This is a genomic window from Flavobacterium sp. 1355 (genome assembly GCF_017833415.1).
Classification (GTDB): domain Bacteria; phylum Bacteroidota; class Bacteroidia; order Flavobacteriales; family Flavobacteriaceae; genus Flavobacterium.
Genome location: NZ_JAFICC010000004.1, coordinates 222,143 through 248,731, shown reverse-complemented (window position 1 = coordinate 248,731; position 26,589 = coordinate 222,143). Strand labels below are relative to the sequence as shown.

General features: G+C 34.1%; 20 protein-coding genes. 13 read left to right on the top strand and 7 right to left on the bottom strand.

Annotated features, from left to right (window positions below; translation table 11 throughout):
- Window positions 1-285: 285 nt before the first annotated feature.
- Window positions 286-1,245: a collagen-like protein gene (locus JOD96_RS06910; protein WP_209563543.1), complete on the bottom strand. Its 960-nt coding sequence runs from the start codon at window positions 1,243-1,245 to the stop codon at window positions 286-288.
- A gap of 218 nt (window positions 1,246-1,463) precedes the next feature.
- Window positions 1,464-1,658: a hypothetical protein gene (locus JOD96_RS06905; RefSeq protein WP_209563542.1), complete on the bottom strand. Its 195-nt coding sequence runs from the start codon at window positions 1,656-1,658 to the stop codon at window positions 1,464-1,466.
- 98 nt (window positions 1,659-1,756) lie between these two features.
- Here JOD96_RS06905 and JOD96_RS06900 point away from each other — a divergent pair, with 98 nt between their 5' ends.
- From JOD96_RS06900 to JOD96_RS06875, 6 genes are all read left to right on the top strand, one after another.
- Entirely contained in the window at window positions 1,757-2,125 is a 369-nt protein-coding gene (locus tag JOD96_RS06900; protein WP_209563541.1) for a hypothetical protein, read from the top strand.
- A gap of 94 nt (window positions 2,126-2,219) precedes the next feature.
- On the top strand, window positions 2,220-3,017 hold the full coding sequence (locus JOD96_RS06895) for a PhzF family phenazine biosynthesis protein (protein ID WP_209563540.1): 798 nt from the start codon (window positions 2,220-2,222) through the stop codon (window positions 3,015-3,017).
- A 119-nt stretch (window positions 3,018-3,136) separates the two neighbouring features.
- Entirely contained in the window at window positions 3,137-3,631 is a 495-nt protein-coding gene (locus JOD96_RS06890; protein WP_209563539.1) for an SRPBCC family protein, read from the top strand.
- A 48-nt stretch (window positions 3,632-3,679) separates the two neighbouring features.
- Window positions 3,680-4,108, top strand: coding sequence for a copper resistance protein NlpE N-terminal domain-containing protein (locus JOD96_RS06885; RefSeq protein WP_209563538.1), 429 nt, complete (start codon window positions 3,680-3,682; stop codon window positions 4,106-4,108).
- A gap of 357 nt (window positions 4,109-4,465) precedes the next feature.
- Entirely contained in the window at window positions 4,466-6,769 is a 2,304-nt protein-coding gene (locus JOD96_RS06880; protein WP_209563537.1) for a DNA topoisomerase 3, read from the top strand.
- A gap of 211 nt (window positions 6,770-6,980) precedes the next feature.
- Window positions 6,981-7,457 (top strand): DUF6265 family protein, encoded by a 477-nt coding sequence (locus tag JOD96_RS06875; protein WP_209563536.1) that lies wholly within the window; start codon window positions 6,981-6,983, stop codon window positions 7,455-7,457.
- 277 nt (window positions 7,458-7,734) lie between these two features.
- On the opposite strand, the gene JOD96_RS06870 is transcribed toward JOD96_RS06875, so the two are convergent.
- Entirely contained in the window at window positions 7,735-8,895 is a 1,161-nt protein-coding gene (locus tag JOD96_RS06870; protein WP_209563535.1) for an MFS transporter, read from the bottom strand.
- Window positions 8,896-9,121: 226 nt separating this feature from the next.
- Between JOD96_RS06870 and JOD96_RS06865 the strand changes: the two genes are divergently transcribed.
- From JOD96_RS06865 to JOD96_RS06840, 6 genes are all read left to right on the top strand, one after another.
- Window positions 9,122-11,440 (top strand): TonB-dependent receptor, encoded by a 2,319-nt coding sequence (locus JOD96_RS06865; protein ID WP_209563534.1) that lies wholly within the window; start codon window positions 9,122-9,124, stop codon window positions 11,438-11,440.
- A 199-nt stretch (window positions 11,441-11,639) separates the two neighbouring features.
- Complete coding sequence (locus JOD96_RS06860; protein WP_209563533.1) at window positions 11,640-14,069, top strand: TonB-dependent receptor; 2,430 nt, start codon at window positions 11,640-11,642, stop codon at window positions 14,067-14,069.
- Between the two features lie 133 nt (window positions 14,070-14,202).
- Window positions 14,203-14,928, top strand: coding sequence for a DUF4198 domain-containing protein (locus JOD96_RS06855; protein WP_209563532.1), 726 nt, complete (start codon window positions 14,203-14,205; stop codon window positions 14,926-14,928).
- 243 nt (window positions 14,929-15,171) lie between these two features.
- Complete coding sequence (locus tag JOD96_RS06850; protein WP_209563531.1) at window positions 15,172-17,418, top strand: TonB-dependent siderophore receptor; 2,247 nt, start codon at window positions 15,172-15,174, stop codon at window positions 17,416-17,418.
- A 21-nt stretch (window positions 17,419-17,439) separates the two neighbouring features.
- A complete protein-coding gene (locus JOD96_RS06845) occupies window positions 17,440-17,988 on the top strand; it encodes a PepSY-associated TM helix domain-containing protein (RefSeq protein ID WP_209563530.1) in 549 nt (182 codons plus the stop codon).
- 127 nt (window positions 17,989-18,115) lie between these two features.
- Window positions 18,116-19,429, top strand: a complete 1,314-nt coding sequence (locus tag JOD96_RS06840; RefSeq protein WP_209563529.1) for an APC family permease — start codon at window positions 18,116-18,118, stop codon at window positions 19,427-19,429.
- Between the two features lie 163 nt (window positions 19,430-19,592).
- On the opposite strand, the gene JOD96_RS06835 is transcribed toward JOD96_RS06840, so the two are convergent.
- The gene (locus JOD96_RS06835; protein ID WP_209563528.1) at window positions 19,593-22,226 is read right to left on the bottom strand and encodes a valine--tRNA ligase; all 2,634 of its coding nucleotides are present in this window, start codon (window positions 22,224-22,226) and stop codon (window positions 19,593-19,595) included.
- 219 nt (window positions 22,227-22,445) lie between these two features.
- Here JOD96_RS06835 and JOD96_RS06830 point away from each other — a divergent pair, with 219 nt between their 5' ends.
- Entirely contained in the window at window positions 22,446-22,826 is a 381-nt protein-coding gene (locus JOD96_RS06830) for a DUF1573 domain-containing protein (protein WP_209563527.1), read from the top strand.
- 69 nt (window positions 22,827-22,895) lie between these two features.
- On the opposite strand, the gene JOD96_RS06825 is transcribed toward JOD96_RS06830, so the two are convergent.
- From JOD96_RS06825 to JOD96_RS06815, 3 genes are all read right to left on the bottom strand, one after another.
- A complete protein-coding gene (locus JOD96_RS06825; RefSeq protein WP_209563526.1) occupies window positions 22,896-23,378 on the bottom strand; it encodes a hypothetical protein in 483 nt (160 codons plus the stop codon).
- A gap of 110 nt (window positions 23,379-23,488) precedes the next feature.
- Entirely contained in the window at window positions 23,489-25,618 is a 2,130-nt protein-coding gene (locus JOD96_RS06820; protein WP_209563525.1) for an OmpA family protein, read from the bottom strand.
- A gap of 10 nt (window positions 25,619-25,628) precedes the next feature.
- On the bottom strand, window positions 25,629-26,564 hold the full coding sequence (locus tag JOD96_RS06815; RefSeq protein ID WP_209563524.1) for a type IX secretion system membrane protein PorP/SprF: 936 nt from the start codon (window positions 26,562-26,564) through the stop codon (window positions 25,629-25,631).
- Window positions 26,565-26,589 lie beyond the last annotated feature (25 nt).

Genomic DNA, 26,589 nt, shown 5'->3' with positions numbered 1-26,589 from the left:
TATGCAAAAAAACGAACAACCATAAAACTTAATATAATGACAAGGATTGTAGCTACAAATATTTTGATAAAATAATTGCAAAGAAAAAGGCTTACATTAAAACAAAAAAAAGAGGAGGCAAAAGCCCCCTCTCTTAAGAAAGAAAAATAAAAATTTGGTAATTATTTTTTTCCTAATATGTACTTATAGCATTTTTCAATCTTTTAAAGATGCTATTCCAAATATTGTTGAAAGCTGCGTTATCGCTTATGTTAGGTGTTTTCAGTGCTTTCTAAACTATAGATATTATTTTAAATAATCTATTATTACATTATCCGTATCCTTTAATTCATAGTAGTTATTGTAATCAGGAATATAAGTCACTGCTTTGCCAGTAACGCTTACTGCATAATTATTAATACGAAGACCATTTATATACATTTTTACTTTAGATATTGAAGCTGGAGTAGCACTGAGTGTAAAGTTAAGCTGGCCTTCGAATGGAATAAATTGATCACTTACTTCTTGACTGGGAAGTGCAGCATTGACAACATAAGGCTGTAGTTCACTTCCTGATCCTGTTACTGTTATTCCTACGCCACCAATTGTTTTTCCACCAATTCCAGCTGGCCCCTGAGCACCCTGAACTCCCTGAACTCCCTGAATACCTTGTGCTCCGGTATTTCCCGTATCACCTTTATCTCCCTTCTCTCCTTTATCCCCGTCACTTCCAGGTGCACCAGGAATACCAGGAATACCTCTGGCTCCGGTATCTCCTTTTGCTCCGGCTGGCCCCTGAATACCTTGCTCTCCGGTGTCTCCTTTTATTCCGGTTACGGCTTTCCATGTTCCGTCTTGCTTTTGAACATAAACATCACCAGTGGTTTTATCTGTATATAGTGTAATATTTTCTCCGGGATAACCGGCCTCACCTCTACTGTCAGGCACTGAGCTGCCAGCAAAAACATTAACATCTTCTGCAATTAGAATTCTGTTCCATTTATTATCAAACCAATAATAATAACCAGGTGTGATCTCGGTACTATTAGTTGTGTTATAAACTAATAAACTAACCACATTACCAGACACAATTGTCTCTGTATCAATAATACTTGTTAAGGCAATTTGTGGTATTAGCAAACCTTTATTAGTAGAAAAAATTTCTAATGCAGCAGAAGGATTAGGATTTTTTGTTCCAATACCTGCCTGCGAGTGAGCTGTATAAATTCCTAAAACAAAAAACGAAGCGAGTAATCTATTCTTCATAACATACTAATTATTAAACAAATGGATAAACCGAAGTTTACACTCGGTAGTTTTACTATTATAAGTTGAACATTTCTAATTGGAAAATTTAAAAATTCCTGGGGGGAAAATTAACTAGATTAGTAATGTATTATTTATATTAGTTTTCTATTGTTTTTATTTTAAACATATGGTATTCTTTTTTAATCATAACTTGATTTATAAGCAGCCACACAGTGTTATGCTTCTTTTTCTTTTTGAAATTCCATAATCAGGTTTTCGCGATTAATGATGATTTTTTGCAGCATTCTTTTTGCATTTTCATCACCACGTAGAAATCTCATTTTAGCCGCAGGTGCTTTAATACCCATTACTTGTCCAAGAAGTGTATAATCTCCGTACAATGTCTTCTCTTTAATTTGTTCGATTGTCATAACAAAAGTTTATCTTTGACAGCATTTGCAAGTACAAATATATACATAAATCTGTATAAAAAAACTTACAAATACATAATTTTGTAAACCTTTTCCTAATGAATAGTGTAACGATAAGATTTTTAGAAACTTATGAACATTTAAAAAAAACAAAAATTGTTAAAAACCCTACCGCATTCGCAGAAAAATTAAATGTAAGCACATCTTTAATTACAGAAATCTGTAAAAAAAGAACCAATGCAGGAATAACACCAATTCAAAACTTAGTGCAGCAATTTAATGATATCGATGCGAACTGGCTTTTAACAGGTCGCGGATCTATGCTTAAAACTCAAAACACAGAATCTGAAAATGATTTAAATTTCAAAGAATTAGCCGAAGCAAGACTTGAAATTATAGAAATGAAAAATGATAAAATTGCAACACTGACAAAAGAAATAAAACAATTGAAAGCTTCGAAGAAATAACATTCCATTATCTTTAAATCACAAATCCAATTTCAAAAGTTTTTGGAAAAAACCAGATAAAAAACCATTGAACACTTAACACTAACTGCCAAAAATGAAAACTTATTTTGTAGACTCATTTACAAATGAAAAATTTAAAGGAAATCCGGCTGCTGTTTGTTTACCTGAAAGAGAGTTAGACAGCAAAACCATGCAAAGCATTGCAATCGAAATCGGATTTTCTGAAACTGCTTTTATAAAACAAATCTCCGACAACATTTACAGCATCAGATTTTTTTCGCCAAAGACAGAAATTCCATTATGTGGACATGCTACATTGGCTTCATCAAAAATTATTTTCGATACTACTTCTTTTGAAAATATAAAATTCATTAACTGCGAAAATGTAGAGCTATTTATTGAAAAAACAGCTGCTAAAATCAAAATGCAATTTCCTGTTTACGACACCGAAGAAACAGAAGTGCCTCAAAAAATGACAGCCGCACTCGGAATTTCTGAAATTGTAAATAAAAGGTACAGCCCAAAAAATAAAATAATTTTAATTGAAATTAAAAGCGCCGCTGAACTGGCAAATCTGAAACCTGATTTTGCTGCTTTGATAAATTCACATACCGGAATAAATGGTGTTTTGGTAACTGCGGTTTCTGACAATGAAAGTTTCGATTTTCATTACAGATATTTTTGGCCCTGGGCAGGCACTAATGAAGATCCCGTAACAGGCGGTATACAAACGTTTTTGACTAAGTATTGGGCACAAAAACTCAACAAAACAAAATTAAATGCTTATCAGTCTTCGCTAAGAACAGGATCAATGCGTACAGAACTTGCAGAGGACAAAGTTTTTATTTTTGGCGAAGCAGTAACGGTTTTGGAAGGTCAGTTTATTTTGTAAATAAAAACTATATTTGGAGTATTTCAATTGGAAATCTATTGGGGACATGATATATTCTAGCCCTAAATACTTGATAAATTCAGTTTTAAAATTGCTCAAAACAATAAAATTAGTTTAAAATGGAAAATTTCGACTGGACATCCTTCACAAAAAAAATAGCAATTAAAGCTAAACTCGGTGACATTTATAATGCCTGGACAACAGCAGATGGGCTGGAAAAATGGTTTCTCGAAAAAGTATCTTTCCTTGATGAAAATCAGAAGGAAGTAAGTAAAGACAAAAACATTTCAGAAGGCTTTACATATCAATGGTTTTGGTATTTGTACCGTGATCCGATGTTGGGGAAAATTACTTTTGCCAACGGAAAAGACCAATTGCAGTTTACTTTTGAAGGAACTTGTCTTGTAGATATAAAATTGAGTGAAGAAAATGGGTATACTTTAATTGAACTTCGCCATCATAATATTCCAACAGATGACAATTCAAAACAATATATCAGACTGGGCTGTTCAAACGGCTGGCATTTTTATCTTACCAATCTTAAATCGGTTTACGAAGGCGGTTTGGATTTACGAAACAAGGACAGTAATTTAAATCCTATGATTAATAATTAGTTTGCAATATAATTTACAATAAACTGACTTTTTACAAAATCTAAACCTATGAAACTATTGATTACCACCCTCCTATTAATTTCAAACTTAGCATTATTTGCACAATCCAATCAATTCTCAGGCGAATATACGCGCTCACTTTCAGAAGAAGGAAAACATATCATTGAATATAAATTGACTTTAAACCAGGATGGTACATTTCTATTTCATTCGTATACAAAAATTCAGGGCGGGATTCCGCCGGAGGTAAACAAATATGGAAAAGGAAAATGGAGTGCAAAAGACAATATGGTTACTTTTTCTTCTGACAAAAATGAAGATTTTGACACAAAATATACTTTGGATTTTAATAATTCTATAGCGAGATTTGTTACTAAAAATCCGAGAGATAAAAGCGATAAAATAGTGAAGACAAAACTTCAGTTTCTGGAATCAGAAATTTTCTGGATGAAAAGAATTGATATTTTTAAAGTGTAAAATAACATTCAATTAAGACCAAAACGTGAAACAAAATGACCATAAAAACTTTTACAGTTTTTGTTTTTTTCTCAAACCAGAAGGCAGAAAGAACCATAGATGTCCTGAATCGAAGTGCTTTAATAAAGATGTTTCGAATACAGAACGTACATCTGCTTAAATCTTTTTAAAATCTGCGTGAAATAATTCACAGCAAAATCTTTGCGCCTCTGCGCGATTTAAAAAAAAACAAACGTAAAAAACTTCATATCCAGCTCATTAATGATAATAGAAAAACTTAGCATCTTAGACCCTTAGCGCCTCATTAGCTTTAAGAAAAAATTCCCTAATTTCGCTCTTCAAATGTAAAAGAGAAAAATGAAGGTCTGTATTGCCGAGAAACCAAGTGTAGCACGCGAAATCGCATCCGTTTTGGGTGCCAATACCAAGCACGACGGATATTACGAAGGCAACGGCTATGCTGTGACCTACACTTTTGGTCATTTATGTACCTTAAAAGAGCCCAACGATTATAAACCGCACTGGAAAAGCTGGGATTTAAACAATCTCCCGATGCTTCCTGAAAAGTTTGAAACCAAAGTCGTTCAAAATTCGGGAATTCAAAAACAGTTTAAAATCATAAAAAGTCTTTTCGACAAAGCCGAAGTGGTTATTAACTGCGGGGATGCCGGACAGGAAGGAGAATTGATTCAGCGTTGGGTAATGAACGAAGCAAATTATAAAGGAGAAATTCAGCGTTTATGGATTTCATCACTTACCACAGAAGCCATAAAAGAAGGTTTTGAAAACTTAAAACCCTCTGCTAATTACGATAATTTATACTACGCCGGATTTTCCAGAGCCATTGGCGACTGGCTTCTCGGTATGAACGCGACGCGCTTGTATACCGTAAAACATGGCGGATACAAACAGGTTTTGTCTATCGGGCGTGTGCAGACGCCAACATTGGCTATGGTTGTAGACCGTTTTAGGGAAATCGAAAACTTTAAACCTCAGCCGTATTGGGAATTGCAGACTTTATACAGGGAAACACTTTTTAGTTATGAGGAAGGCCGCTTTCTAAAAAAGGAAGATGGTGAAATTCTGGCAGAAAAAGTAAAAGAAAGTGATTTTGAAATTGTTTCTGTAGATAAAAAGAACGGAAATGAGTATGCACCAAAACTTTTTGACCTGACTGGTTTACAAGTATATTGCAACCAGAAATTCGGATTCTCGGCAGAAGAAACGCTTAAAATAGCACAGACTCTGTACGAACAAAAAGTAATTACGTACCCCAGAGTTGATACGACTTTTTTACCAAATGATATTTATCCGAAGGTACCCGGCATTCTGCAGAAATTAACCAATTATAGCGAATTAACACAGCCTGTTTTAGCCAAAAAAATAAAAAAATCACCAAAGGTTTTCAACGATAAAAAAGTAACCGATCACCATGCGATTATTCCAACAGGAGTTCAAAATAATCTGGCATACAATCAGCAACAGGTTTATGATATTATCACAAGACGTTTTATTGCCGTCTTTTATGATGATTGTCTGGTTGCCAATACGACAGTAATCGGAAAAGCAGCCGATGTTACTTTTAAAGCTACAGGAAAAGAAATCCTCAAAAAAGGTTTTCGTGTTGTTTTTGAAGATCCAAACGCCAAAGAAAAAGAACCCGATTTACTGCCTACTTTTGTTGTAGGCGAAAAAGGGCCGCATGAACCGTCATTTCTCCAAAAAGAAACAAAACCACCCAATCAGTTTACCGAAGCGACTTTACTGCGCGCCATGGAAACCGCTGGAAAACAGATTGATGACGAAGATTTACGTGAACTGATGAAAGAAAACGGAATCGGGCGTCCGTCAACGCGCGCGAATATTATCGAAACGCTTTTTAAGCGTCAGTATATTGTTCGAAATAAAAAACAGGTTTTACCAACAATAACCGGTATTCAGCTAATCGATACGATCCAGAACGAACTGGTCAAATCGGCTGAACTTACAGGAACCTGGGAAAAACAACTTAAGGATATCGAAAAAGGCACTTTTACAGCTGCTGCGTTTATTAAAAACATGAAACGCATGGTGGAGGCTTTGGTGTATGAAGTAAGAAGCGAAACCAAACATGCAAACATTTCGCATGCCGCCACGATTCAAAAACCAGTTGCAAAAGCAGAGAAAAAGAAAGCTTCGGGAATTTTGGCAGAGACTTGTCCCAAATGTCAGAAAGGCAATCTGATCAAAGGAAAATCGGCTTTTGGGTGCAGTGAATACAAATCGGGCTGCAATTTTGTACTGCCTTTTGTTTTTCATGATAAAAAGATTACTGAAAGCCAGTATTTAAGATTGGTTCAAAAAGGCTCAACGGTAAACATAAAAGGCTTTAAAATCAATTCTGAAACTGTTGAAGGTTTAATTCGTTTTGAAGAAAATTACAAACTGAAATTAGAGCCCAAAAAGATAGAAACAAAAGCTTCTAAAACAGAAACGTCAGATTCTTTGGCCTGCCCGAAATGCAAAAAAGGAACAATATTAAAAGGTAAAACCGCTTACGGCTGTGCGGAATATAAATCAGGTTGTGATTTTAAAGTTACTTTTGATGACGTCAGGGCCAAATTAAAAGATCAAAAACCAACTAAGGAATTGGTGTATTCTATTTTACAGGAAAGCGTTTAGATTTTTTACGAATTTATTTTTTTTTGCCACTAATTCATTTTTTCACGCAGATTGTGCAGATTATTTTGAGTTATAAAATCTGGTATTTTTTTTAATCCTTATAATCTGTATCAAATATTTACACTGATTTATCAAAAATTAATTCGTGAAAATTAGCGTAATTTGTGGCAAACATTTTTTTTGTACTTTAGTATGATATAAACTTACAGACATGTTTCAGAAAATTATTTTTTTAGCGTTTTTAGTAGTAGTTGTTTCCTGCCAGAAAAAAGAAACAACCGAAAAAGATAAAATCAAAATTGCCGACTGGCTTATCGGAAACTGGGAAAATAAAAACCCAGATGGTGTATTAACCGAAAACTGGCAAAAAGTAAACGATAGTACTTTTAGTGCTACTTCTTATTTTATAAAAGGAAAAGATACGCTGCATTTGGAAAAAATCGTTTTGTCGCAAAATGGTGAAAAACTAACTTACAGTGCCACAGTAAATGGACAAAATGATAACAAAGCAATTGATTTTCCTTCGACTAGTGAAACCGCAACAAAATTGGTTTTTGAAAATCCGCAACACGATTATCCTCAAAAAATTACTTATACAAAAAATGCTAATAATACTTTAACGGCTGAAATTTCAGGAAAACTGAATGGAAAAATGACAACGGAAAGGTTTATTATGAAGAAGAAGTAATTTTTATAATTGATTTAATATATCGTTCCTACGGAACTTTTAAACTCTTGCAATCTATTTTTCAACGGATTAAAAATCCGTTGCTACAAAATATAATTCATTCCTCCGGAATTTTTAAACAGTATAAAGAGATCCTCCGAAATTTTAAAAAGTCAAAAAAGAGCCATAGGTTCGCCATATTTTGTAGGGCTGGACTTTAGTCCAGTTTAACAAAGATCCACGATAATAAAATCAAAAAAACTCAGAATAGTCGCTTAGCATCTTAAAAACTCCAAACTCACTCATTCTCCCCTATCTTATTTACCATAAAAATCATGAGTATTCCTAAGAGTGCCATGATCAAAAATGCCCATTTCATACTTAAATATTCAGAAATAAAACCCACCATTGGCGGAACAAGTAAAAAGCCCAGATAACCAATCGTAGAAATAGAAGTTAATGCCGAGCCACTGCTCATTTTTGATGATCTCCCGGCAATGCTAAATACCAACGGAACTACACAGGATACTCCAAATCCGATTAAAACATACCCAAAAATAGTAGGATAAGCATAAGGAAGGACAAAACAAATACCAAATCCTGCAGTGATCAAAATACCGCTGTAAAGCAGAATTCGTTTAGTACCAAATTTCATTACGCCATGATCTCCAAACAAACGGCCTAAAGTAACTGCAGTTGCAAAAAACACAAATGCTGCGCTGGTCATTTTTGGAGAAGCTTTTAATATATTTTCAAAATAAATACCGCTCCAGTCGTACATTGTATTTTCGCAGGCCATAGAAACAAAGCAAATCACGGCAAACTTTACCAGATTTTTTTCCGGCATCGAAAAGAATTTCTTTTTAACCGGTACAGGCTCATTGTGAATACTCATGGGATAAAAGCAAGCTGTAAGAGCCAGCATAAAAACACTTACGCCCAATAAATGATGTGATGGTGCAATGTGCTGTGTTACCATTACATACCCCAACCCTGCTCCAGAAAAAACGGCAATACTCCAAACTGCATGAAAACGGGTTATGATAGATTTTGGATATAGTTTCTGCACCTCAAGAGATTGTGCATTGATAGATAAATTAAAAATATTACGGGAAGCGCCAAAAATTAAAAGCACAATTACCAGCTGCCATACAAAAGCCACTAAACCGGGTAAAGACAACACAATATTAAACATTATGGCTCCCAACAGCATAATGTAGCGGCTGCTGTATTTATTTAAAAGCTTTCCTGTAAAGGGCATTGTTAACATCAGACCAATCGGAAATGCAAACAAAACTGCTCCAAATTGTGCTTCAGACAAATGCAGCTGTGCTTGTATATGCGGAATTCGGGATACCCATGAAGAATATCCAAAACCTGAAAGGAAAAAAAACACAGTATTGGCTATACGATATCCTCTGGGAGTATTTTGAATCTTTTTGAAGAAAGGTAAAATCATGAAATAATTTTTCTGAATGCAAAAGTAAAACATTTAAGACGTAAGTAACCCAAATAGTTAAAAGAAACTCATTTAAATGTGGTTTTAACATTTAAACTTTTTTACCATTAAAATAACATTAAAAATTTACTTCAAAAAGAATTGTTGAAGAAATTTTTATACATACATTTGCATTGTTTTTATTGAGTCTAAATAATAATTAATTATAAACCAAAGTTTAAAACCAATGAATTTTTTAAAATCAAAGCATTTAAAATATCTATCTGCCGTACTATTTTTTTCTGTTTCTACTTTATCTGCACAACAAAATAACGGAAAAATAAAAGGAACGATTTCAACTTCTGATGGCAAACCGGCATCTGACGTAAATATTTTACTAAAAAACTCAAAATACGGAACAGCTGCAAATGAATATGGTGCTTTTGAGTTTAGCAAAGTAAAACCTAATACTTATACACTACAGGTTTCCTTAACGGGTTACGAAACGCTGGAAAAAGAAATCACAGTTAAAGAAAACGAAACAACGTTACTTAATTTACAATTAAAAGTTTCTAATAAAGAATTGCAGGAAGTAATCATTAGTAATAACAAAATGATTACCAAAAAAACAGATTATGTGGCGAGAATGCCTTTGAATAATCTGGAAAATCCTCAGGTTTACAATGTTGTAAGCAAAGAACTTCTAAAAGAGCAAATCGCGATAGATATTAGAAGCGCAGTTCAAAATGCACCGGGAGTAGTGACAAAAATTTATCCTTCGGGCGGGCTTGAAATTAGTTTTAGAGGATTTAGTACAGGCGTAAATGCCAGAAACGGTATGGAAACCCTTACGGGAAGAAGTTCAATTTCTATTGATAATGTTGAGCGCATTGAAGTCTTGAAAGGCCCATCGGGAACTTTATTCGGATCCTCTGTTTCTTCTTTTGGAGGTGTTGTAAATCTGGTTACCAAAAAACCTTTTGAAACTCAAAAAACAGAGATTTCATATACCGGAGGCAGTTTTGGCCTACAACGCCTGGCTGTCGATTTTAATATGCCTTTGACCCAGGATAAAAAAGTATTGTTCAGGATGAATGCTTCTGCAAATACAGAAAACAGCTTTTTAGATTATGGTTTCAATAACACGATCTTATTTGCCCCAAGTATCATTTACAAAGCAACCGACAGATTAACTTTAAGCCTGGACACCGAAATCTACAATACAAATAATACGCGACCTACTTACGGGCGTTCTTATGCACCGGGAATCACAAATCCAACAGATCTGAAACTGGATTACAGAAAAAGTTTATTTCATGATGATGCCGATGCTAAAACCTCATCTCCAAAAATCTTTGCTCAGGCAGAATATAAATTAGCTGACAATTGGAAATCTACTACTCTTTTTTCTTTTGTAGACGAAAATGTAGCGTATAGTTATCAATACTACACAGTTTGGAATTCACCAACGGAGGTTCAGAGAATGGTTTCCCGTTTTGGTCCTATTAGTACTAAATTTACCAATTTGCAGGAGAATATTAATGGTGAATTTTCTACAGGAAGTATTAAACATAAATTGTTGGCCGGTGTTAATGCCAGATTTTCAAAAGGAACGTTTAACTATGCAGCAACCAAGGCACTGGATGTCATAGATGTTACAAAAGATTTTGAACCTATCAGAAAAAAAGACGTTGATCCATTCCTGAAAGATCAGAAATTTGCTATCCCGAATGAACAGACTTTTAGCGCTTACGCTTCAGATGTGATCAGTTTTACAGATCGCTTATCGGTTATGTTAAGCCTTAGAGTAGATAACTTTGTACAGAAAAAAATAAAAGATGAAGAAGGCTTTGGATATAATCAGACGGCTTTGTCACCAAAATTAGGGTTGGTTTACGAGGTGGTAAAGGATCAGGTTTCTTTATTTGGGAATTATATGAATGGTTTTCAAAATACTTCACCAATAGACCAGCCTGACGGAAGCAGACTGATCTTAAAACCTGTCTATGCAAATCAATATGAAGGTGGTGTTAAAGTAGAAGCATTTGACAAAAAACTGAGTACAACACTTAGTTATTACAATATTGCAATTGATAATGCCACAAGAAGTGATTCTGATGGTTATACTTTTCAGGATGGCAAACAAGTGAGCAAAGGATTTGATTTTGAATTAATTGCAAATCCTATAGCTGGTTTAAATATTATGGCTGGTTATGCTTATAATGACAACCGCATTAAATCTTCAGACGATGCAGGCAAAGATTACAGGGTGAGCGGTGCACCGGAGAATGTAGCAAATTTTTGGATTTCTTATAAACTGCAAAACGTATTAAAGGATTTTGGCCTTGGTTTTGGCGGAAATTATGTTGACAAACAATATAAATATGATGATGAAGGATTCTACAGCCCGTCTTATTCTGTGTACAATGCTACTGTTTTTTATGACAGGCCAAGCTGGAGAATTGGTGTAAAATGGAATAACCTGACTGATAAAAAATATTGGGATTCTTATGCAATGGGTCAGCCCAGTTCTAATATAGCAGCTAATCTTACCGTTAGATTCTAAGATTTTTCAAAATAAATTTTTTCAAAAGAGCTCCTTATTCGTAACTGAATAAGGAGCTTTTTTTTTAAAAGCCCATATTTAACAATTTTACGGCTAAACTTTTAAAATTATCAGGCTTTAAAATAATATTAATTTTTATTTTTGTGTTGTTTTTACTCATTCTAAATAGTAAACTACTAATCTAACCAAATAAAATACCATGAATTACCTTAATCAAAAAATACAACAAATTCTTTTTGTTTTATTTTTACTCGTATTTGCAATTAATGCCTCAGCACAGCAAAGTTTTGGAAGCATACAAGGCACTATAACAACCTCCGATGGTGAACAGGCAGAAGGAGTTTTTCTAATCTTGAAAAACTCAAAATACTCCACTACTTCTAATGAATATGGTGCCTTCGAATTAAACAGAGTAAAACCAAATACGTATATTTTAGAAATTTCATTGGCAGGATATGAAACTCTTACACAACAAGTAACAGTCACAGAGAATAAAACTACTACCCTACAGCTGAAACTTACGGTTTCTAATAAACAATTGAAAGAAGTTGTCATTACCAATAACAGAGGAAAAGCTTTCCCGAAGCAAAGTACTTATGTTTCTAAAATGCCTCTGAAAAACATCGAAAATCCGCAGGTTTACAATATTGTTTCTTCTGAAATAATGAAAGAACAAGCCATTACAAGCTATGAGGATGCATTGAAAAATGTTCCGGGAATTCAGAAACTTTGGGAATCGACCGGACGCGGCGGAGACGGAGGCTCTTATTATTCTTTGAGAGGTTTTGAAATCCAGGCCAATATAGTAAATGGATTGCCAGGCTTAACCAACGGAACTCTTGATCCTGCGAATATTGAAAGAATCGAGGTAATAAAAGGTCCTTCCGGAACTTTATTCGGAAGTAGTCTGGTAAGTTACGGAGGTCTTATTAATACTGTAACAAAAAAACCATATGAAGGTTTTGGAGGTGAAATTTCATATCTCACCGGAAGCTTTGGATTAAACAGAGCTACGGTAGATGTCAACACGCCTCTGGACGAGAATAAAAACATTTTATTTAGGGTTAATTCGGCTTTTCAGACAGAAAACAGTTTTCAGGATGCCGGTTTCCGTACTTCGTTTTTTATTGCTCCAACGCTATCTTATAAGGTAAATGATAAACTGTCTTTTCTTGTCAATACCGAATTTATGGATGAAGAAAAAACAACGCCATCCATGTTGTTTTTAGGAAGGGATGCACCATTGCAATATGCGAATCTGGATGAACTGAATTACAATACCGATTTATCATTTTATAGTAATGATTTACCGATCAAAAACCCGAAATTCAGTTTGCAGGCCCATATGAATTATAAAATTTCTCCTAAATGGAATTCTCAAACCGTATTTTCAAGAGGAACCTCTAAGTCAAGAGGTTATTACTCTTATATTTATGATAATGAAGACGGAAACAAAGATTTTGGACTATGGATTACCAACGAAAATTCACAAACCTCAACTACAGATATTCAACAAAATTTTACAGGCGATTTTAAAATCGGAAATATGCGCAACCGCATTGTAATTGGACTTGATTATTTTAAAAGGGATGTTATTTTTCAAGGTACGGGTTATGTCAAACTTTATAATCTTACCGCACAGGGAGAAGTCAGACAAATTGATGACCAGAATCCAAATTATCTTACTACCGAATCTGTTAATAATCTTCTTGCTGCAGAGCCGGGAAAAATGTACCACTCTAAAGATGCTACTTATAGTGCCTATGTTTCGGATGTGCTTAATATTCTGCCATCTTTGATAGCTATGGCAAGTATTAGAGTGGATCATTTTGATACCAAAGGCGATGTCAATTCTACTATTGACGATTACGATCAAACTGCCTTTTCTCCAAAATTTGGTTTAGTCTATCAGCCTATAATAAATCAATTGTCTGTGTTTGCAAATTATATGAATGGATTCAGGAATATTGCTCCTTCACCTGTTTATGATGTTGATGGAAAATTTGTGGGTTCTGTAGTTTTTGAACCTGAGCATGCTAATCAATTAGAAACAGGTATTAAAGCCAATCTTTTTAGTGATAAAGTAACTGCAACGGCAAGTTATTATGTGATTAATGTAGCCAACCTCGTTACGAGCAATCCCCTGTTGGGAAGTTTGCAGGGTGGCGAAGCCAGAAGCCAGGGTTTTGAATTTGATCTGAATGCTGCTCCTGTAAAAGGATTAAGTATTATTGCCGGCTATAGTCATAACGATAGTAAAATTACAAAAGGTGATGAAGAAAATGTCTGGCTTCAACAAGGAAAAAGACCATTTTGGTCAGGGCCTAAAAATTTAGTAAATCTTTGGGCAACCTATAAATTTGATGAAGGCTTCCTGAATAATTTTGGTGTTGGTTTCGGAGGAAATTACGCAAGCGACAATGCCATACTGGACAGTCCGGTAACCGGCAAATTTGTTCTTCCTGAGTATACAGTAATCAATGGTTCTGTTTTTTATAACGCACAAAAATTTCGTGTAGCCTTAAATGTAAACAATATAGGAAATAAAGAGTATTACAATGGCGGGTGGTCTACCGTTAATCCTCAAAAACCAAGAAATATTGTGGCAAGTTTTGCTTATAAATTCTAAACCCTGATTTATTCATTATAGAGAAACCTTAAAATCATTTATAAACTTGATTTTAAGGTTTTTTATTTTTAATTGTTCTAAATAAGACTTATGTTTGTAAAAAATATCATTCTAACAATTTAAACTTGATCGTATGAAATCAAATACTTTAAAAACAATAACATTTTTACTTTTAATGTTAGTTGCAAGTCCGCAATTATTTGCTCACGCCCTTTGGATTGAAACCAAAGCTACAGGAACAAAAGGAAAAGCTCAGGAAATTTCTGTTTATTTTGGAGAATTCTCTGAGAACGACATCACAAAAGCTGATAAATGGTTTTCTGATTTAAAAGATTTTAGTTTAGTATTAGTGAGCCCTTCAAAAAAAGAAACAAAACTTACTCCAAAAGCTTTAGACAATAAATACCAGGCCTTTTTTACACCAGATGAAGAAGGAGTTTATACTATCGTAATGCACCATACTGTTGGAGATGTTTACGGAACTATGAAGTTAGACTATAACTCAAGTGCCACTGTTGTAGTTGGCAACAAAACTGCAGGAAATTATGCTATGGCAAATAAAAATCAAATCGGTTTATTTTCTGAAAATGCTGATGTTGCAAAAAAGAACCAAAAGGTATCAGGTTTTGCTACTTATGACGGAGCTTCTGCAAAAGAAACAAAAATTAAAGTAATCGCTCCAAACGGATGGGAAAAAGAATTATGGACAAATGATAAAGGTGAATTTTCTTTCACACCAATCTGGTCAGGAAATTACATGGTTGAATACGCGCATACAGATAAATCTGCAGGTGAACACAACGGTAAAAAATATGATGAAATCTGGAAAATGGCCACTTACCAAATAGTTGTAAAATAATTTACAAACCTTATTCTTAGATTTTTTTTTTATAAACCTTGCAATGCAAGGTTTTTTTATTTCTTATTTATACCCCGCGGCAAAAATTCAATAATGAAATATTTTATATTCCTAAAAAATTAAGCTAATCTTAAGAAAATAATAAGCAAAGTTTAAGTTTAAAAGTTCCTTAATAAATTGTTAAAAAAACATTGTGATAGTATATTTGCGCTCAATTATTTTAATTGAATCTAAATAAATACCATGAAATTTAATTTACTATTTGCATTAGGATTAATAAGCTTTGCCTCATACAGTCAGGATTATTCAAACAATGAAACGACCCAGCGTGCAACTGATACCGTAAAAAATAAAAAAGGAGAAATTCTAAACGAAGTAATTGTTACAAAAAACAAAGAACCAAAGCCTGTTACTGCAGTACGTTCTGGTTTAAAACCAATGGACAATCCTCAAAGTATACAAGTCATAGGTTCTGAAATAATTGAACAGCAACAAGCAATTCGTTTAAGCGAAGTTATAAAAAATGCAAATGGTGTTTATGTAGGTTCTGCCCGTGGTGGTGCTCAGGAATCTTTTTTTTCGAGAGGCTACGATATGAGCGCAAACAATATGTTTAAAAATGGTTTTCGATATAATGCCGGTTCTATTCCTGAAGTTTCCGGTTTAGAAAAAGTGGAATTCTTAAAAGGAGGTTCTGCTTTATTGTTTGGAAATGTTGCTCCAGGCGGAATATTGAATCTGGTGACCAAAATACCATCATTTAAACGTGGTGGAGAAATTTCGATGCAAACAGGAAGTTATTCTTTCTACAAACCTGCTTTTGATTTTTACGGACCACTTAGTAAATCTGTTGCTTTTAGGATTAATGGTTCTTACGAAAATTCAGAAAGCTTTAGAGATGTCGTAAAAAACGAGCGTTTATATATCAATCCTTCTTTACTTTTTGATATCAGTACAAAAACTCAAATTACCCTGCAGGGTGATTATTTAACAGCAGACTGGACTCCTGATTTCGGAACGGGAATCATTGGAAAAGAAATTCTTGATTTACCACGAAATGCTTTTTACGGATCGCTTTGGTCAAATGGAAATACAAAATCTTCTAGTGCATCGGTATTATTAAATCATGATTTTAATAAAAACTGGAAACTAAATTTTAATAGTTCTTTTCAAACTTATGACAGAACCTCAAAGTCTACAGCACAATTATCTACAGTAAAACAAAACGGTGACTGGACAAGACCATTGGTACAAAATCAAAACCTGGAGCAAGTATTTGGTGATCAATTAAGTTTGCAGGGCAATTTTGCAACCGGAACTATTAAACATCAAATTTATACAGGAGCAGACTGGGAAAATTCTTTTGCTACTGCTTACACGTATGCATTTAATCCTGCAAATTACGATACTATAAATCTTTACAATTTTGATCCTTCTATGCAAAGAAATGATATTCCGAATGCAAGAGCTACTCAAATTGTAAAAACAGATACAAATCGTTTTGGAGCTTATTTTCAGGATTTAATTTCAATTACAGAAAAAATTAAAGTTTTGGCTGGTATACGATGGTCATGGCAGGAAGCAGAAGTTAGTACTTATAAAGAGACCGCTTCCGGAGCTGGAGATCCTGAAAAAGCAGTTCCTGCAATTACTCCAAAACGTTTAGATAATGCTTTTTCGCCAAAAGCGGGAATAGTTTACCAGCCAACAAAAGAAATTTCTGTGTTTGGTAGTTACTCTAGTTCATTTACTCCAAATACAGGTACAACGGTAGATTTGCAGCCTATAAAGGCCTCTATAATTGATCAATACGAAGCTGGAATAAAAACTGATTTCTTAAAAGGTTTATTAACAACTAATGTTACTGTTTATCAAATTACTAACAGTAATCTCGCTCAGACTGCTCCTACTAAAGCAGACGGAAGTTTAAATGTCGATAATTCTCTTAAAATATTAGGCGGAGCAACAAAAAGTAAAGGTATTGAAATTGATGTTACAGCAAATCCTGTTGAAGGTTTGAATATCATGGCGGGATACAGTTATAATGATATGCGTTACACAAAAACTTCTGGTACAAACGGAAGTTTTATTGAGGGAGATCGTGTTGCAAGAACACCACAAACTACGGCCAACTTAAGCTTTTTTTACAAAGTACCAAACGGATTCTTTAAAGGAGTAAGTGTTGGAGCTATTGGCAACTATATCGGAGAACGTTTAGGCGGATGGAATGATGATTATTTGTGGACACCAATCACACCAACACCTGCTCCACCGGCACTTCCATATACTGTAACAATAAGAGATCGTGATATTCCGCTAGATGACTACACCACTATTGATGTTTCAGCAGGTTATGAATGGAGAAAATTTTCAATATTGTGTAAATTATCAAATATTACCAACGAATTGAATTATACTGTACATGAGAATTACAGTGTAAATCCAATCGCTCCGCGTCAGGTGATGACAAGTTTGAGGTATAAATTCTAACAGCTATTATTAAATTGAATCATGAAAAAAATCAAAGCAAGAAATCTACACCGTGATTTGGGTTATTTCTATATTGGGTTAATTGTTTCGTTTGCCTTTTCAGGACTTATGATGAATCATCGTGAATACTGGCATCCCGAAAAATATACAACCGAAACAAAAGCAATACAGATTAGCCTTCCTGCTGAGGAAAATCTAAATGAAAAATTTGCTGAAGAATTAGGAAAGAAATTAAATATTGATGATAAAATTCGTCGTCAGGGAATTAAAAAAGGAACTTATAAAATTTCTTTTGAAAATCATGATGTCGAAATTGATATGAAAACGGGAAGAGGAGAAATTGTTTCTTTTACAAAAACTCCAATTATTAGTCAGACAATGAAAATTCATAAAAGTACTTCGAACTGGTGGATCTATTATTCTGATATTTTTGCTTTGAGTTTAATTACAATTGCGATTACGGGCACATTTATTATTAAAGCAGGAAAATTTAGTTTTAAAAGCCGTGGCTGGAAATTAGCTTTGGCAGGTTTAGTTTTTCCTTTAATTTTCTTATTCGTATTTTCTTAAACAAACAATACTTTAATACACATAAACCTCATTTAGCAATAGATGAGGTTTATTGATTTTAAAAAAGAAACTAGTTTTATTATAATTACTTTTACCGCCAGAAATCACAACAAAACAAAATTTAAAAATGTCAGATGCCGCAAAAAATCAATTAAAAAAGAGTTTAGGTCTAAGTTTTAATATTGCCGTTTTAATTGGCGGAACAATTGGAGTCGGAATTTTGCGCACGCCGGGAACTATTGCAGAAATGCTTGATAATTATTGGTTAATTATTGCTTCCTGGCTTTTTGGAGGTTTCTACGTTTTATTAGGTGCCAATTCCTATTCTGAACTTGCTACCATGCTGCCAAAAGCCGGCGGATCTTATAATTACATCAAAAGAGCTTTGGGTGAATATGCAGGTTTTCTTTCCGGATGGTTTGATTACATTGTAAATGCCATTCCGCCTGCATTTTACTGCATTGTTATTAGTGAATATACTATTATTTTATTTCCTGAGCTTGCCAATTATTCAACTGTAATATCTGTTTCCTTATTAGCTGCTTTTGTCCTTCTTCATTTGAGCGGGGTAAAAAACGGAAGCGTTATTCAGCAAATTACCAGTTTTTTAAAAGTGATTTGTTTTGTGGCTCTGGTAATAGCCTGTTTTATATATTCGGGCGTTGAGGTTCCGAAAATAAAAACAGATAATTCAATTTTTCAAATTGGGCTTATTTTTGGTTTTTTCAAGTCATTACAGCTTATTATCGGAACTTATAATGGCTGGAACAGCGTTTGCTTTTTTGCGGAAGAAAATGAGAATCCGGGTAAAAATATTCCTAAATCATTATATAGCGGTGTATTACTTGTGATTGTAATTTATGTTTTGGTAAATGCAGCTTTCTTTCATGTTTTGCCTATTGAAACTTTGGCCAAATCAAGCCTTGCTGCTGCCGATGTTGCTAAGATTCTCTTTGGCGAAAACGGGGCTAAAATCGTTACTGTAATTTCTATTTTCTCTTTAATCAGTATTTTAAATGCCTTTATGATGATTCCGCCAAGAATTCTTTATGGATTGAGCCGCGACGGATTTTTTATCAGGAAAGGAACAACGGTAAATAAAGGAGGAACTCCAATTGTGGCACTTTTAGTTTCATCACTTTTCAGCTTATTTTTAATTTGTATTGGCTCTTTTGAAGTATTGTTCTCTTTTGCCGCTTTTATCTCGATTATCGTTTGGGGGCTGGCTTATTTTTCGCTCCTGAAATTAAGAACAAAAGAACCCGATTTACCTAGACCGTATCACTCTTTTTGGTATCCTTGGAGCACGATAATCGCTATTATAGCCTCGATTGCATTATTGATCGGATTTATTTACAGTGATCCAAAAAGCTTTGTTATCATTGTTGGAATTACTTTGATTTCTTATCCTTTGTTTTTGGTTTTGACGAAGAAAAAATAGTACAATATTGTCATTCCTCGTTTCCTCGGAATGACACGCGAAATCCCACACAAAAAGTCGCTAATCTTTGTCACTCATGAGTGTGATTCCTCGTTCCTCGGAATGACAAAACAAAAAAAGCTGTCCATTTTGGACAGCTTTTATATTTAAAATAGATTTGATTTTATTTCAAACCAGCCAAACTCTGCTCTATTGTGGCAATTTTTGCCAAAGCATCGGCTTGTTTTTGTTTTTCTATATTTAATACTTTTTCCGGAGCTCCGTTTACGAATTTCTCGTTAGAAAGTTTTGCCTCTACAGATTTCAGGAATCCTTTTGTATAATTCAATTCTTCTGTCAGTTTTGCGATTTCTGCTTCAACATCAATATTTCCTGTAATCGGAATAAAATATTCATTCGATTTTACACGGAAAGATAATGCGCCCTCAACTTTTTCCGAAACATATTCGAATGCCGATACGTTTCCTAATTTCGTTATGATTGAATCAAAATAAGCAGAAACATTTTCGCTGTTAATTCCTTTTAATTCAATTGTGTCCTTAAACGGAATATTTTTGTCTTTACGAATCGTTCTGATTCCTGAGATTACTTCGATAGCATTTTCAAAATCAGCAATTAATTTAGCATCAAATGGTTTTAATTCCGGCCATGTTGAAACAATTAAAGCTTCTTCTGTAGTTCTGTCAGCAATTAACTGCCAGATTTCTTCCGTTAAGAAAGGCATAAAAGGGTGAAGCAATTTCAAGTTACTTTCTAACATTTCGATTGCTTTATCAAACGTCACTTTATCTATTGGCTGCTGATATCCTGGTTTGATCATTTCTAAGAACCACGAACAGAAATCATCCCAAACCAATTTGTAAATTGCCATTAATGAATCTGAAATCCTGTATTTCTCAAAGTTATCTTCAATATCAACCAGAGTCTGCTGTAACTTCGCTTCATACCATTCGATTGCCACTTTTGATGATTCCGGCTGCGCGATAGTTTCAGAAACTTCCCATCCCTTAATTAGTTTAAAAGCATTCCAAATTTTGTTTGAAAAACCTTTTCCCTGATTACACAAGTCTTCATCAAACATAATGTCGTTCCCTGCAGAAGCGCTCAAAAGTAATCCTACACGAACACCATCGGCACTAAATTTATCGATCAAATCCAAAGGATCAGGAGAATTTCCTAATGATTTAGACATTTTACGACGTTGTTTATCTCTTACCAAACCAGTTAAATATACGTTTGTAAATGGTTTTTCACCCGCATATTCGTAACCTGCAATAATCATTCTGGCAACCCAGAAAAATAAAATATCCGGACCTGTAACCAGGTCATTTGTTGGATAATAATATTTGTAATCTGCACTTTCCGGATCCATAATCCCGCCAAAAACAGACATAGGCCATAACCATGAAGAAAACCAGGTATCTAATGCGTCTACATCTTGTTTAAGGTCAGAAGCTGTAAGTGAATTGTTAGCTGTTTTTTCTTTAGCTAAAGCTAAAGCATCTTCTATGCTTTCAGCAACTACAAAATCTTCTTTTCCGTCTCCATAATAATAGGCCGGGATTTGTTGTCCCCACCAAAGCTGACGAGAGATATTCCAGTCGCGAATATTGTTTAACCAGTGCGCATACGTATTTTCAAAACGTTTTGGATGCAATTTAATATCGCCTGTTTCTAAAACCGATTTGATTGCCGGTTTTACTAAATCTTCCATTTTCAAAAACCATTGATCTGATAATCTTGGTTCGATTACAGCTTTGGTTCTTTCAGAAGTTCCCACTTTATTCAAATGCGTTTCTGTTTTTGCCAAAGCTCCGATTTCTTCCAGTTCTTTTGCAATTTCGGTACGAACCACAAAACGGTCTTTTCCCTGATAGTGTAATCCAAAACTATTTAGCGTAGCATCTTCATTAAAAATATCAACGATTTCAAGATTGTGTTTTTCTCCCAGCGTTTTATCGTTCATGTCGTGCGCAGGAGTTACTTTTAAGCATCCTGTTCCGAATTCTACATCTACATATTCGTCTTCGATAATCGGAATTACTCTTCCGCAAATCGGAACGATGGCGCTTTTACCTTTTAAATGTGTAAAACGCTCATCATTTGGGTTGATACAAATTGCAGTATCTCCAAAGATAGTTTCGGGGCGTGTTGTAGCAATGGTTAAAAATTCCTCACTTCCCTCAATTTTATAATTCAGGAAAAATAATTTTCCTTGCTGCTCTTCGTAAATTACTTCTTCGTCAGACAAAGTTGTTTTTGCTTCAGGATCCCAGTTTACCATACGGTATCCTCTGTAGATTAATCCTTTGTTATATAAATCTACAAACGATTTAATTACAGATGCCGACATATCCGGGTCCATAGTAAATTTGGTACGTTCCCAATCGCATGAAGCTCCCAGTTTTTTGAGCTGCTCCAGAATTGTTCCTCCGTATTTGTCGGTCCATTCCCAGGCGTGTTTTAAGAATTCTTCGCGGGTTAAATCATTTTTATTGATTCCTTCTGCTTTTAATTTTGCTACAACTTTTGCCTCAGTAGCAATAGAAGCGTGATCCGTTCCCGGAACCCAGCAGGCATTGAAACCCTTTAGTCGTGCTCTTCGAATTAAAACATCCTGAATAGTATTGTTCAGCATATGCCCCATGTGAAGGACTCCAGTGACGTTTGGCGGCGGGATTACAATTGTATAAGGTGTTCTGTGATCTGGTTCTGAATGAAAATAATTATTTTTCATCCAATACGCATACCATTTATTCTCGATCGTCTTAGCGTCAAATTGTGCTGGAATTGTCATTTTATCGTGGATATGTTTTTCTGTTAAATTATCTATTTTTTGCCTTAACCTTTTGCCTTAACAAAATGGCTAAACAAATCACTTTTACACTTTGGTTCAGTTTTTGTATTTGTGTTGACAGCAAAAGTAAATAATTAAGTACACTATAAAAAGCGAAATAATAATTTGTGTATTAATTAAAACAAAGTATATTTACTTACAACTTAAAAACAATTTCAAATGAAAAATGTTGCCTCTTTTATTATAATCGTATTGTTTAGCGCAATCGGTTATGCACAAAACGGCCCGAAAATTGAATTTACAGCACCAGACAACACAATTGATTATGGAAAAATTTCTAAAAGTGATAATGGGGTTCGTTCTTTTGAATTCACAAACACAGGAGATGCCCCATTATTAATTATATCTGCAGAATCTACCGTAAGTTCAATTGTTGTTACAAAACCCGGAACTGCAATTATGCCCGGAAAAAAAGGAAAAATTGATGTAAAATACAATATGACTCCCGGTCCGATTCGCAAGACAATTACTGTTGAAACAAATGCAGTAAATCAGCCTGAAGGCAGAGTCGCCTTAAAAATTAAAGGAGAAGTTCTATAAAAAAATTTAAAATTTAAATAGCAAAGCCGTTTCTAAGAAACGGCTTTTTTATGACATATGTTTATTATTTTACTTTGTAGCGCATTCTGCAACTGAAAATTTATATTTGACACGTTCAAAATCGATAGGCTTGTCTTTAACCAAATAAGTAACACCCATTGTTGTCTGCATGGTTCCGTTTCCTAAAATAAGCTGATTGTCTCTTTTTAAAAATGCCATAGGATTTTTGAATGTTTTGCCTTTATTTGCTGTGTCGGTAAATGTATAATCGACAAACAAGGTATCCCCGTGAAATTCACCTGCAACTTCACCAGTTCTTACGGTTGAAGGAGCCACTTTCATAATCAAATCTCCAGTTAATTTTCCATTTTTTAAAGTATTTAGTTTTAAATCAATAGTATCCTTTTCATAAATTGCTTTGTAACATTCAGAACTTACCACTTTTTCGGCTGCGGCTTTTGCGGCTTCGGCTTCTTTCTGTTTTTCTTCATTTTTACAACTTTGCAATCCAATAAAAGTCAGAAGTAAGGAAGATAAGACAAGTTTTTTCATAATTATTTTTTTAGTCATTGTTATTCTATAAAAATAATTAAAAAAAAAGAAAAGCTTCAAAATTAAATATTTATTTTGAAGCTTTTCTTTTCTCCGTAATTTGAAATTTTCTACAACTTCTTAATCACAAACTCTGATCTCCTGTTGAGTTCGTGTTCTTCTTCTGTACAGGAATCGTCGGTTTTGCATTTTACGATTGGCATCGATTCTCCATATCCTTTTGAGGTTACTCTTTTGGAATCTATACCGGACTGAATTATAAAATCTCTGGTTGAATCGGCTCTTTTTTGGGACAAATCTGCATTAAATTTTGCATTTCCCCGAGTATCGGTATGCGATCCTATTTCGATGGTCATCCCGGGATATTTATTCATCAAAGCCACTACTCTTCCTAAAACTACTTTTGATTCTTTACGGATGTACCACATATTAAAATCAAAATAAATAGGATCTGTTTTGATGATTAAGCGGTCTTTGTCTCTGACAACGTCTTTTTCCTGTTTTAAGATCTGATCTATTTTTTCTTTCTTTTTTATTTCTGCAGTTACAATTTCGTCTTCTTTGGCTTTTTTCTCTTTTTGTTTTAATTCGATAATAGCCAATTCTTCTTTTTTCTTCTTCTCTTCTTCTATAATAATCTCCTGCTTTCTTTTCTTTTCTGCGGTTTCTTTTTCTTCTAATTTAATAGCATCCAAAGATTTCAATGCTAATGATCCGTCATTTATAACATTTCTGGTTTTATCTAAAGTGAATGATTTGGATTCATTTGTATATTTTTCTTTAAATGCAACCACTGTATAAGAAGTTTCACAGGCAACTGTAAAACTAAATTTACCATCTGCAGTCGTTACAATTGTATTCAAAGTTTTTTTATCAGAGTCCTGCAGCAATACTGTAGCGTTTTCTAAAACCAGTTTGGTATCAATATCTGTAATGGTTCCGGCTATAAATTGTTTACAATCTTCAACTATTAGTTCCTTTGTTTCTTTGAACTGGTAAATATCGTCGCTCCCTTTTCCTCCTTCTCTGTTTGACGCGAAGTAACCTTCTTTGGTATTTGAATCTATATTAAATGAGAAATCGTCCAAATTTGAGTTTAAGGGCAATCCTATGTTTACTGGTTTAGAATATTCATTTCCATTTATTTCAGAAACAAATACATCAAGAGATCCGTATCCTAAATGTCCGTCAGAAGAAAAATAAAGTTTATTATCTGCTGCTACAAAAGGAAACTGTTCTCTTTTGTCGGTATTAATTACCGGACCTAAATTTTTTGGGGTCTCAAATGCTCCTTTGTTAATATTTACAGCATAAATATCAAATGAACCAATTGATCCGGGCATATCAGAAGAAAAGTACAGTGTTTTTTCATCTGCACTCAAAGCCGGATGCTCTGTAGAGTAATTTGGACTATTAAATGGCAGTGATGTTACATTGGTCCATTTTCCATTTACTAATTCGGCTTTGAAAATCTGAAGGTTCGAAATTTTCTGGTCATTTTTTCTTTTCTTTCCGTTTTTGGAATTGTTTCTTGTAAAATAGATCGTTTTGCCGTCTTTTGTAAAAACAGCATTAGATTCGTGCATTCCGGTTTTTAATTCGCTGGCAAAATACTGCGCAACAGAATCTTTGGAATTAATATTTTTCATCGGTACTTTTACCAGATTTAAATACGTTTCATTATCCCATTTAAATTTTTTATCAAATAATCCGGGTTTTAATTTTACTGCTGCAAAAACTAAATTATCATTGTAATTAACTGCTCCAAACTCAGAATTTGGAGTATTGACTGCCAGATTTTTAATCTCGAACCTATTACCAATAGCAGAAACGTTCTCGAGTTCTTTTAATTCTTTTTCAAAAGAAACAATATCGTCAGGATTGGATGATTTAGCATAATAATCTTTTAAAATAACATTAGCTTCATCATAATTATTTGTCGCTTTTAAGGTTTGGGCATATCTAAAATAATATCCTTTTTCTAAATCCTTATTATAATTTTGAAATAAAAGCCTGTAATATTGTTGTGCTTTGATCTGATTGTTAGTGTAATAATAAGAGTCTGCCAGATTTTTAATTACTTCCTGAGAAGGCTTTTCTTCTGCCAATTTCTCATACAAGAGGATAGATTCAGTATAATACGTTTTATCAAAAAAACGTTTTGCTCTGAGCAGGTCTTTATCCTGAGCATTTATAAACTGTATTGAAAATACGAATATAATAACGAGTAGTTTTTTCATATTTTTCATTTTAGAAGAATCTTGGTGATTTATCATATCCTTTCCCTAATAAATCCAAATCAAACAACAGCATAATTTCATGCGTTCCCGAATTAAACTGACCTAAGTTTGTCAGTGTATAATCATATGAATAACCAACTCTCAGAGATGGTGTAATGTTTATATTTACCAAAGCACTTACCGAATCGTCTATTCTGTATGCCGCGCCTAATTCAAATTTTTCATTATATAAAACATTGGCCGTCAGATCTAACGAAACCGGAGCTCCTTTTACAAATTTTGACATAAATGCAGGTTTCAGTTTTAGCATATCATTGATCTGAAAAACATATCCTGCAGTCAGGAAGGTGTGAATATTTTCTGAACCAAAAGCATTTATTCCTGATTTTTCTTCGATATGTTTTGATTTTAATAAGTTAGGAACTGATAATCCTACATATAAATTATCCCTGAAATAATAAGCCCCTGCTCCAATATTGGGTTTTGTCACATTAACATCTTCGGCAAAAGCCATATCTGTATCTGCATTTCCACTTTGCAGAACAAAACCGTTAAAATTGGTTTGCATGGATGAAACTCCCGCTTTAAGCCCTAATGAAAGTTTATTTTTTTTGCCTAAATCCAAAACATAAGCAAAATCAGCATACACGTTATTTTCTTTTTTAGCACCGTCACCAATATCATCGGATACTAAAGATAACCCTACTTCGACCTTATCAGACAAAGCACTGTGCCCGAAAAAAGTAAACGTTTTTGGTGCTCCAACTGCTCCTACCCATTGGGTTCTGTATAGTCCGCCAAGATTTAACATAGAAGGAGTTCCTGTTGCATACGCAGGATTGACAACGCTCATATTATACATATAATGTGTGTACTCGGGATCCTGTTGAGCTGAAACTGAGGTTATATAAAAGAGAAAACTTATAAAAAGTATTATTTTTTTCATCTGAAAAACTATATTAAGTAATGTG

Coding starts and splice junctions, on each gene's coding strand:
- JOD96_RS06910 (WP_209563543.1), bottom strand. CDS start 1,245: ATGAAGAATAGATTACTCGCTTCGTTTTTTGTTTTAGGAATTTATACA.
- JOD96_RS06905 (WP_209563542.1), bottom strand. CDS start 1,658: ATGACAATCGAACAAATTAAAGAGAAGACATTGTACGGAGATTATACA.
- JOD96_RS06900 (WP_209563541.1), top strand. CDS start 1,757: ATGAATAGTGTAACGATAAGATTTTTAGAAACTTATGAACATTTAAAA.
- JOD96_RS06895 (WP_209563540.1), top strand. CDS start 2,220: ATGAAAACTTATTTTGTAGACTCATTTACAAATGAAAAATTTAAAGGA.
- JOD96_RS06890 (WP_209563539.1), top strand. CDS start 3,137: ATGGAAAATTTCGACTGGACATCCTTCACAAAAAAAATAGCAATTAAA.
- JOD96_RS06885 (WP_209563538.1), top strand. CDS start 3,680: ATGAAACTATTGATTACCACCCTCCTATTAATTTCAAACTTAGCATTA.
- JOD96_RS06880 (WP_209563537.1), top strand. CDS start 4,466: ATGAAGGTCTGTATTGCCGAGAAACCAAGTGTAGCACGCGAAATCGCA.
- JOD96_RS06875 (WP_209563536.1), top strand. CDS start 6,981: ATGTTTCAGAAAATTATTTTTTTAGCGTTTTTAGTAGTAGTTGTTTCC.
- JOD96_RS06870 (WP_209563535.1), bottom strand. CDS start 8,895: ATGATTTTACCTTTCTTCAAAAAGATTCAAAATACTCCCAGAGGATAT.
- JOD96_RS06865 (WP_209563534.1), top strand. CDS start 9,122: ATGAATTTTTTAAAATCAAAGCATTTAAAATATCTATCTGCCGTACTA.
- JOD96_RS06860 (WP_209563533.1), top strand. CDS start 11,640: ATGAATTACCTTAATCAAAAAATACAACAAATTCTTTTTGTTTTATTT.
- JOD96_RS06855 (WP_209563532.1), top strand. CDS start 14,203: ATGAAATCAAATACTTTAAAAACAATAACATTTTTACTTTTAATGTTA.
- JOD96_RS06850 (WP_209563531.1), top strand. CDS start 15,172: ATGAAATTTAATTTACTATTTGCATTAGGATTAATAAGCTTTGCCTCA.
- JOD96_RS06845 (WP_209563530.1), top strand. CDS start 17,440: ATGAAAAAAATCAAAGCAAGAAATCTACACCGTGATTTGGGTTATTTC.
- JOD96_RS06840 (WP_209563529.1), top strand. CDS start 18,116: ATGTCAGATGCCGCAAAAAATCAATTAAAAAAGAGTTTAGGTCTAAGT.
- JOD96_RS06835 (WP_209563528.1), bottom strand. CDS start 22,226: ATGACAATTCCAGCACAATTTGACGCTAAGACGATCGAGAATAAATGG.
- JOD96_RS06830 (WP_209563527.1), top strand. CDS start 22,446: ATGAAAAATGTTGCCTCTTTTATTATAATCGTATTGTTTAGCGCAATC.
- JOD96_RS06825 (WP_209563526.1), bottom strand. CDS start 23,378: ATGAAAAAACTTGTCTTATCTTCCTTACTTCTGACTTTTATTGGATTG.
- JOD96_RS06820 (WP_209563525.1), bottom strand. CDS start 25,618: ATGAAAAAACTACTCGTTATTATATTCGTATTTTCAATACAGTTTATA.
- JOD96_RS06815 (WP_209563524.1), bottom strand. CDS start 26,564: ATGAAAAAAATAATACTTTTTATAAGTTTTCTCTTTTATATAACCTCA.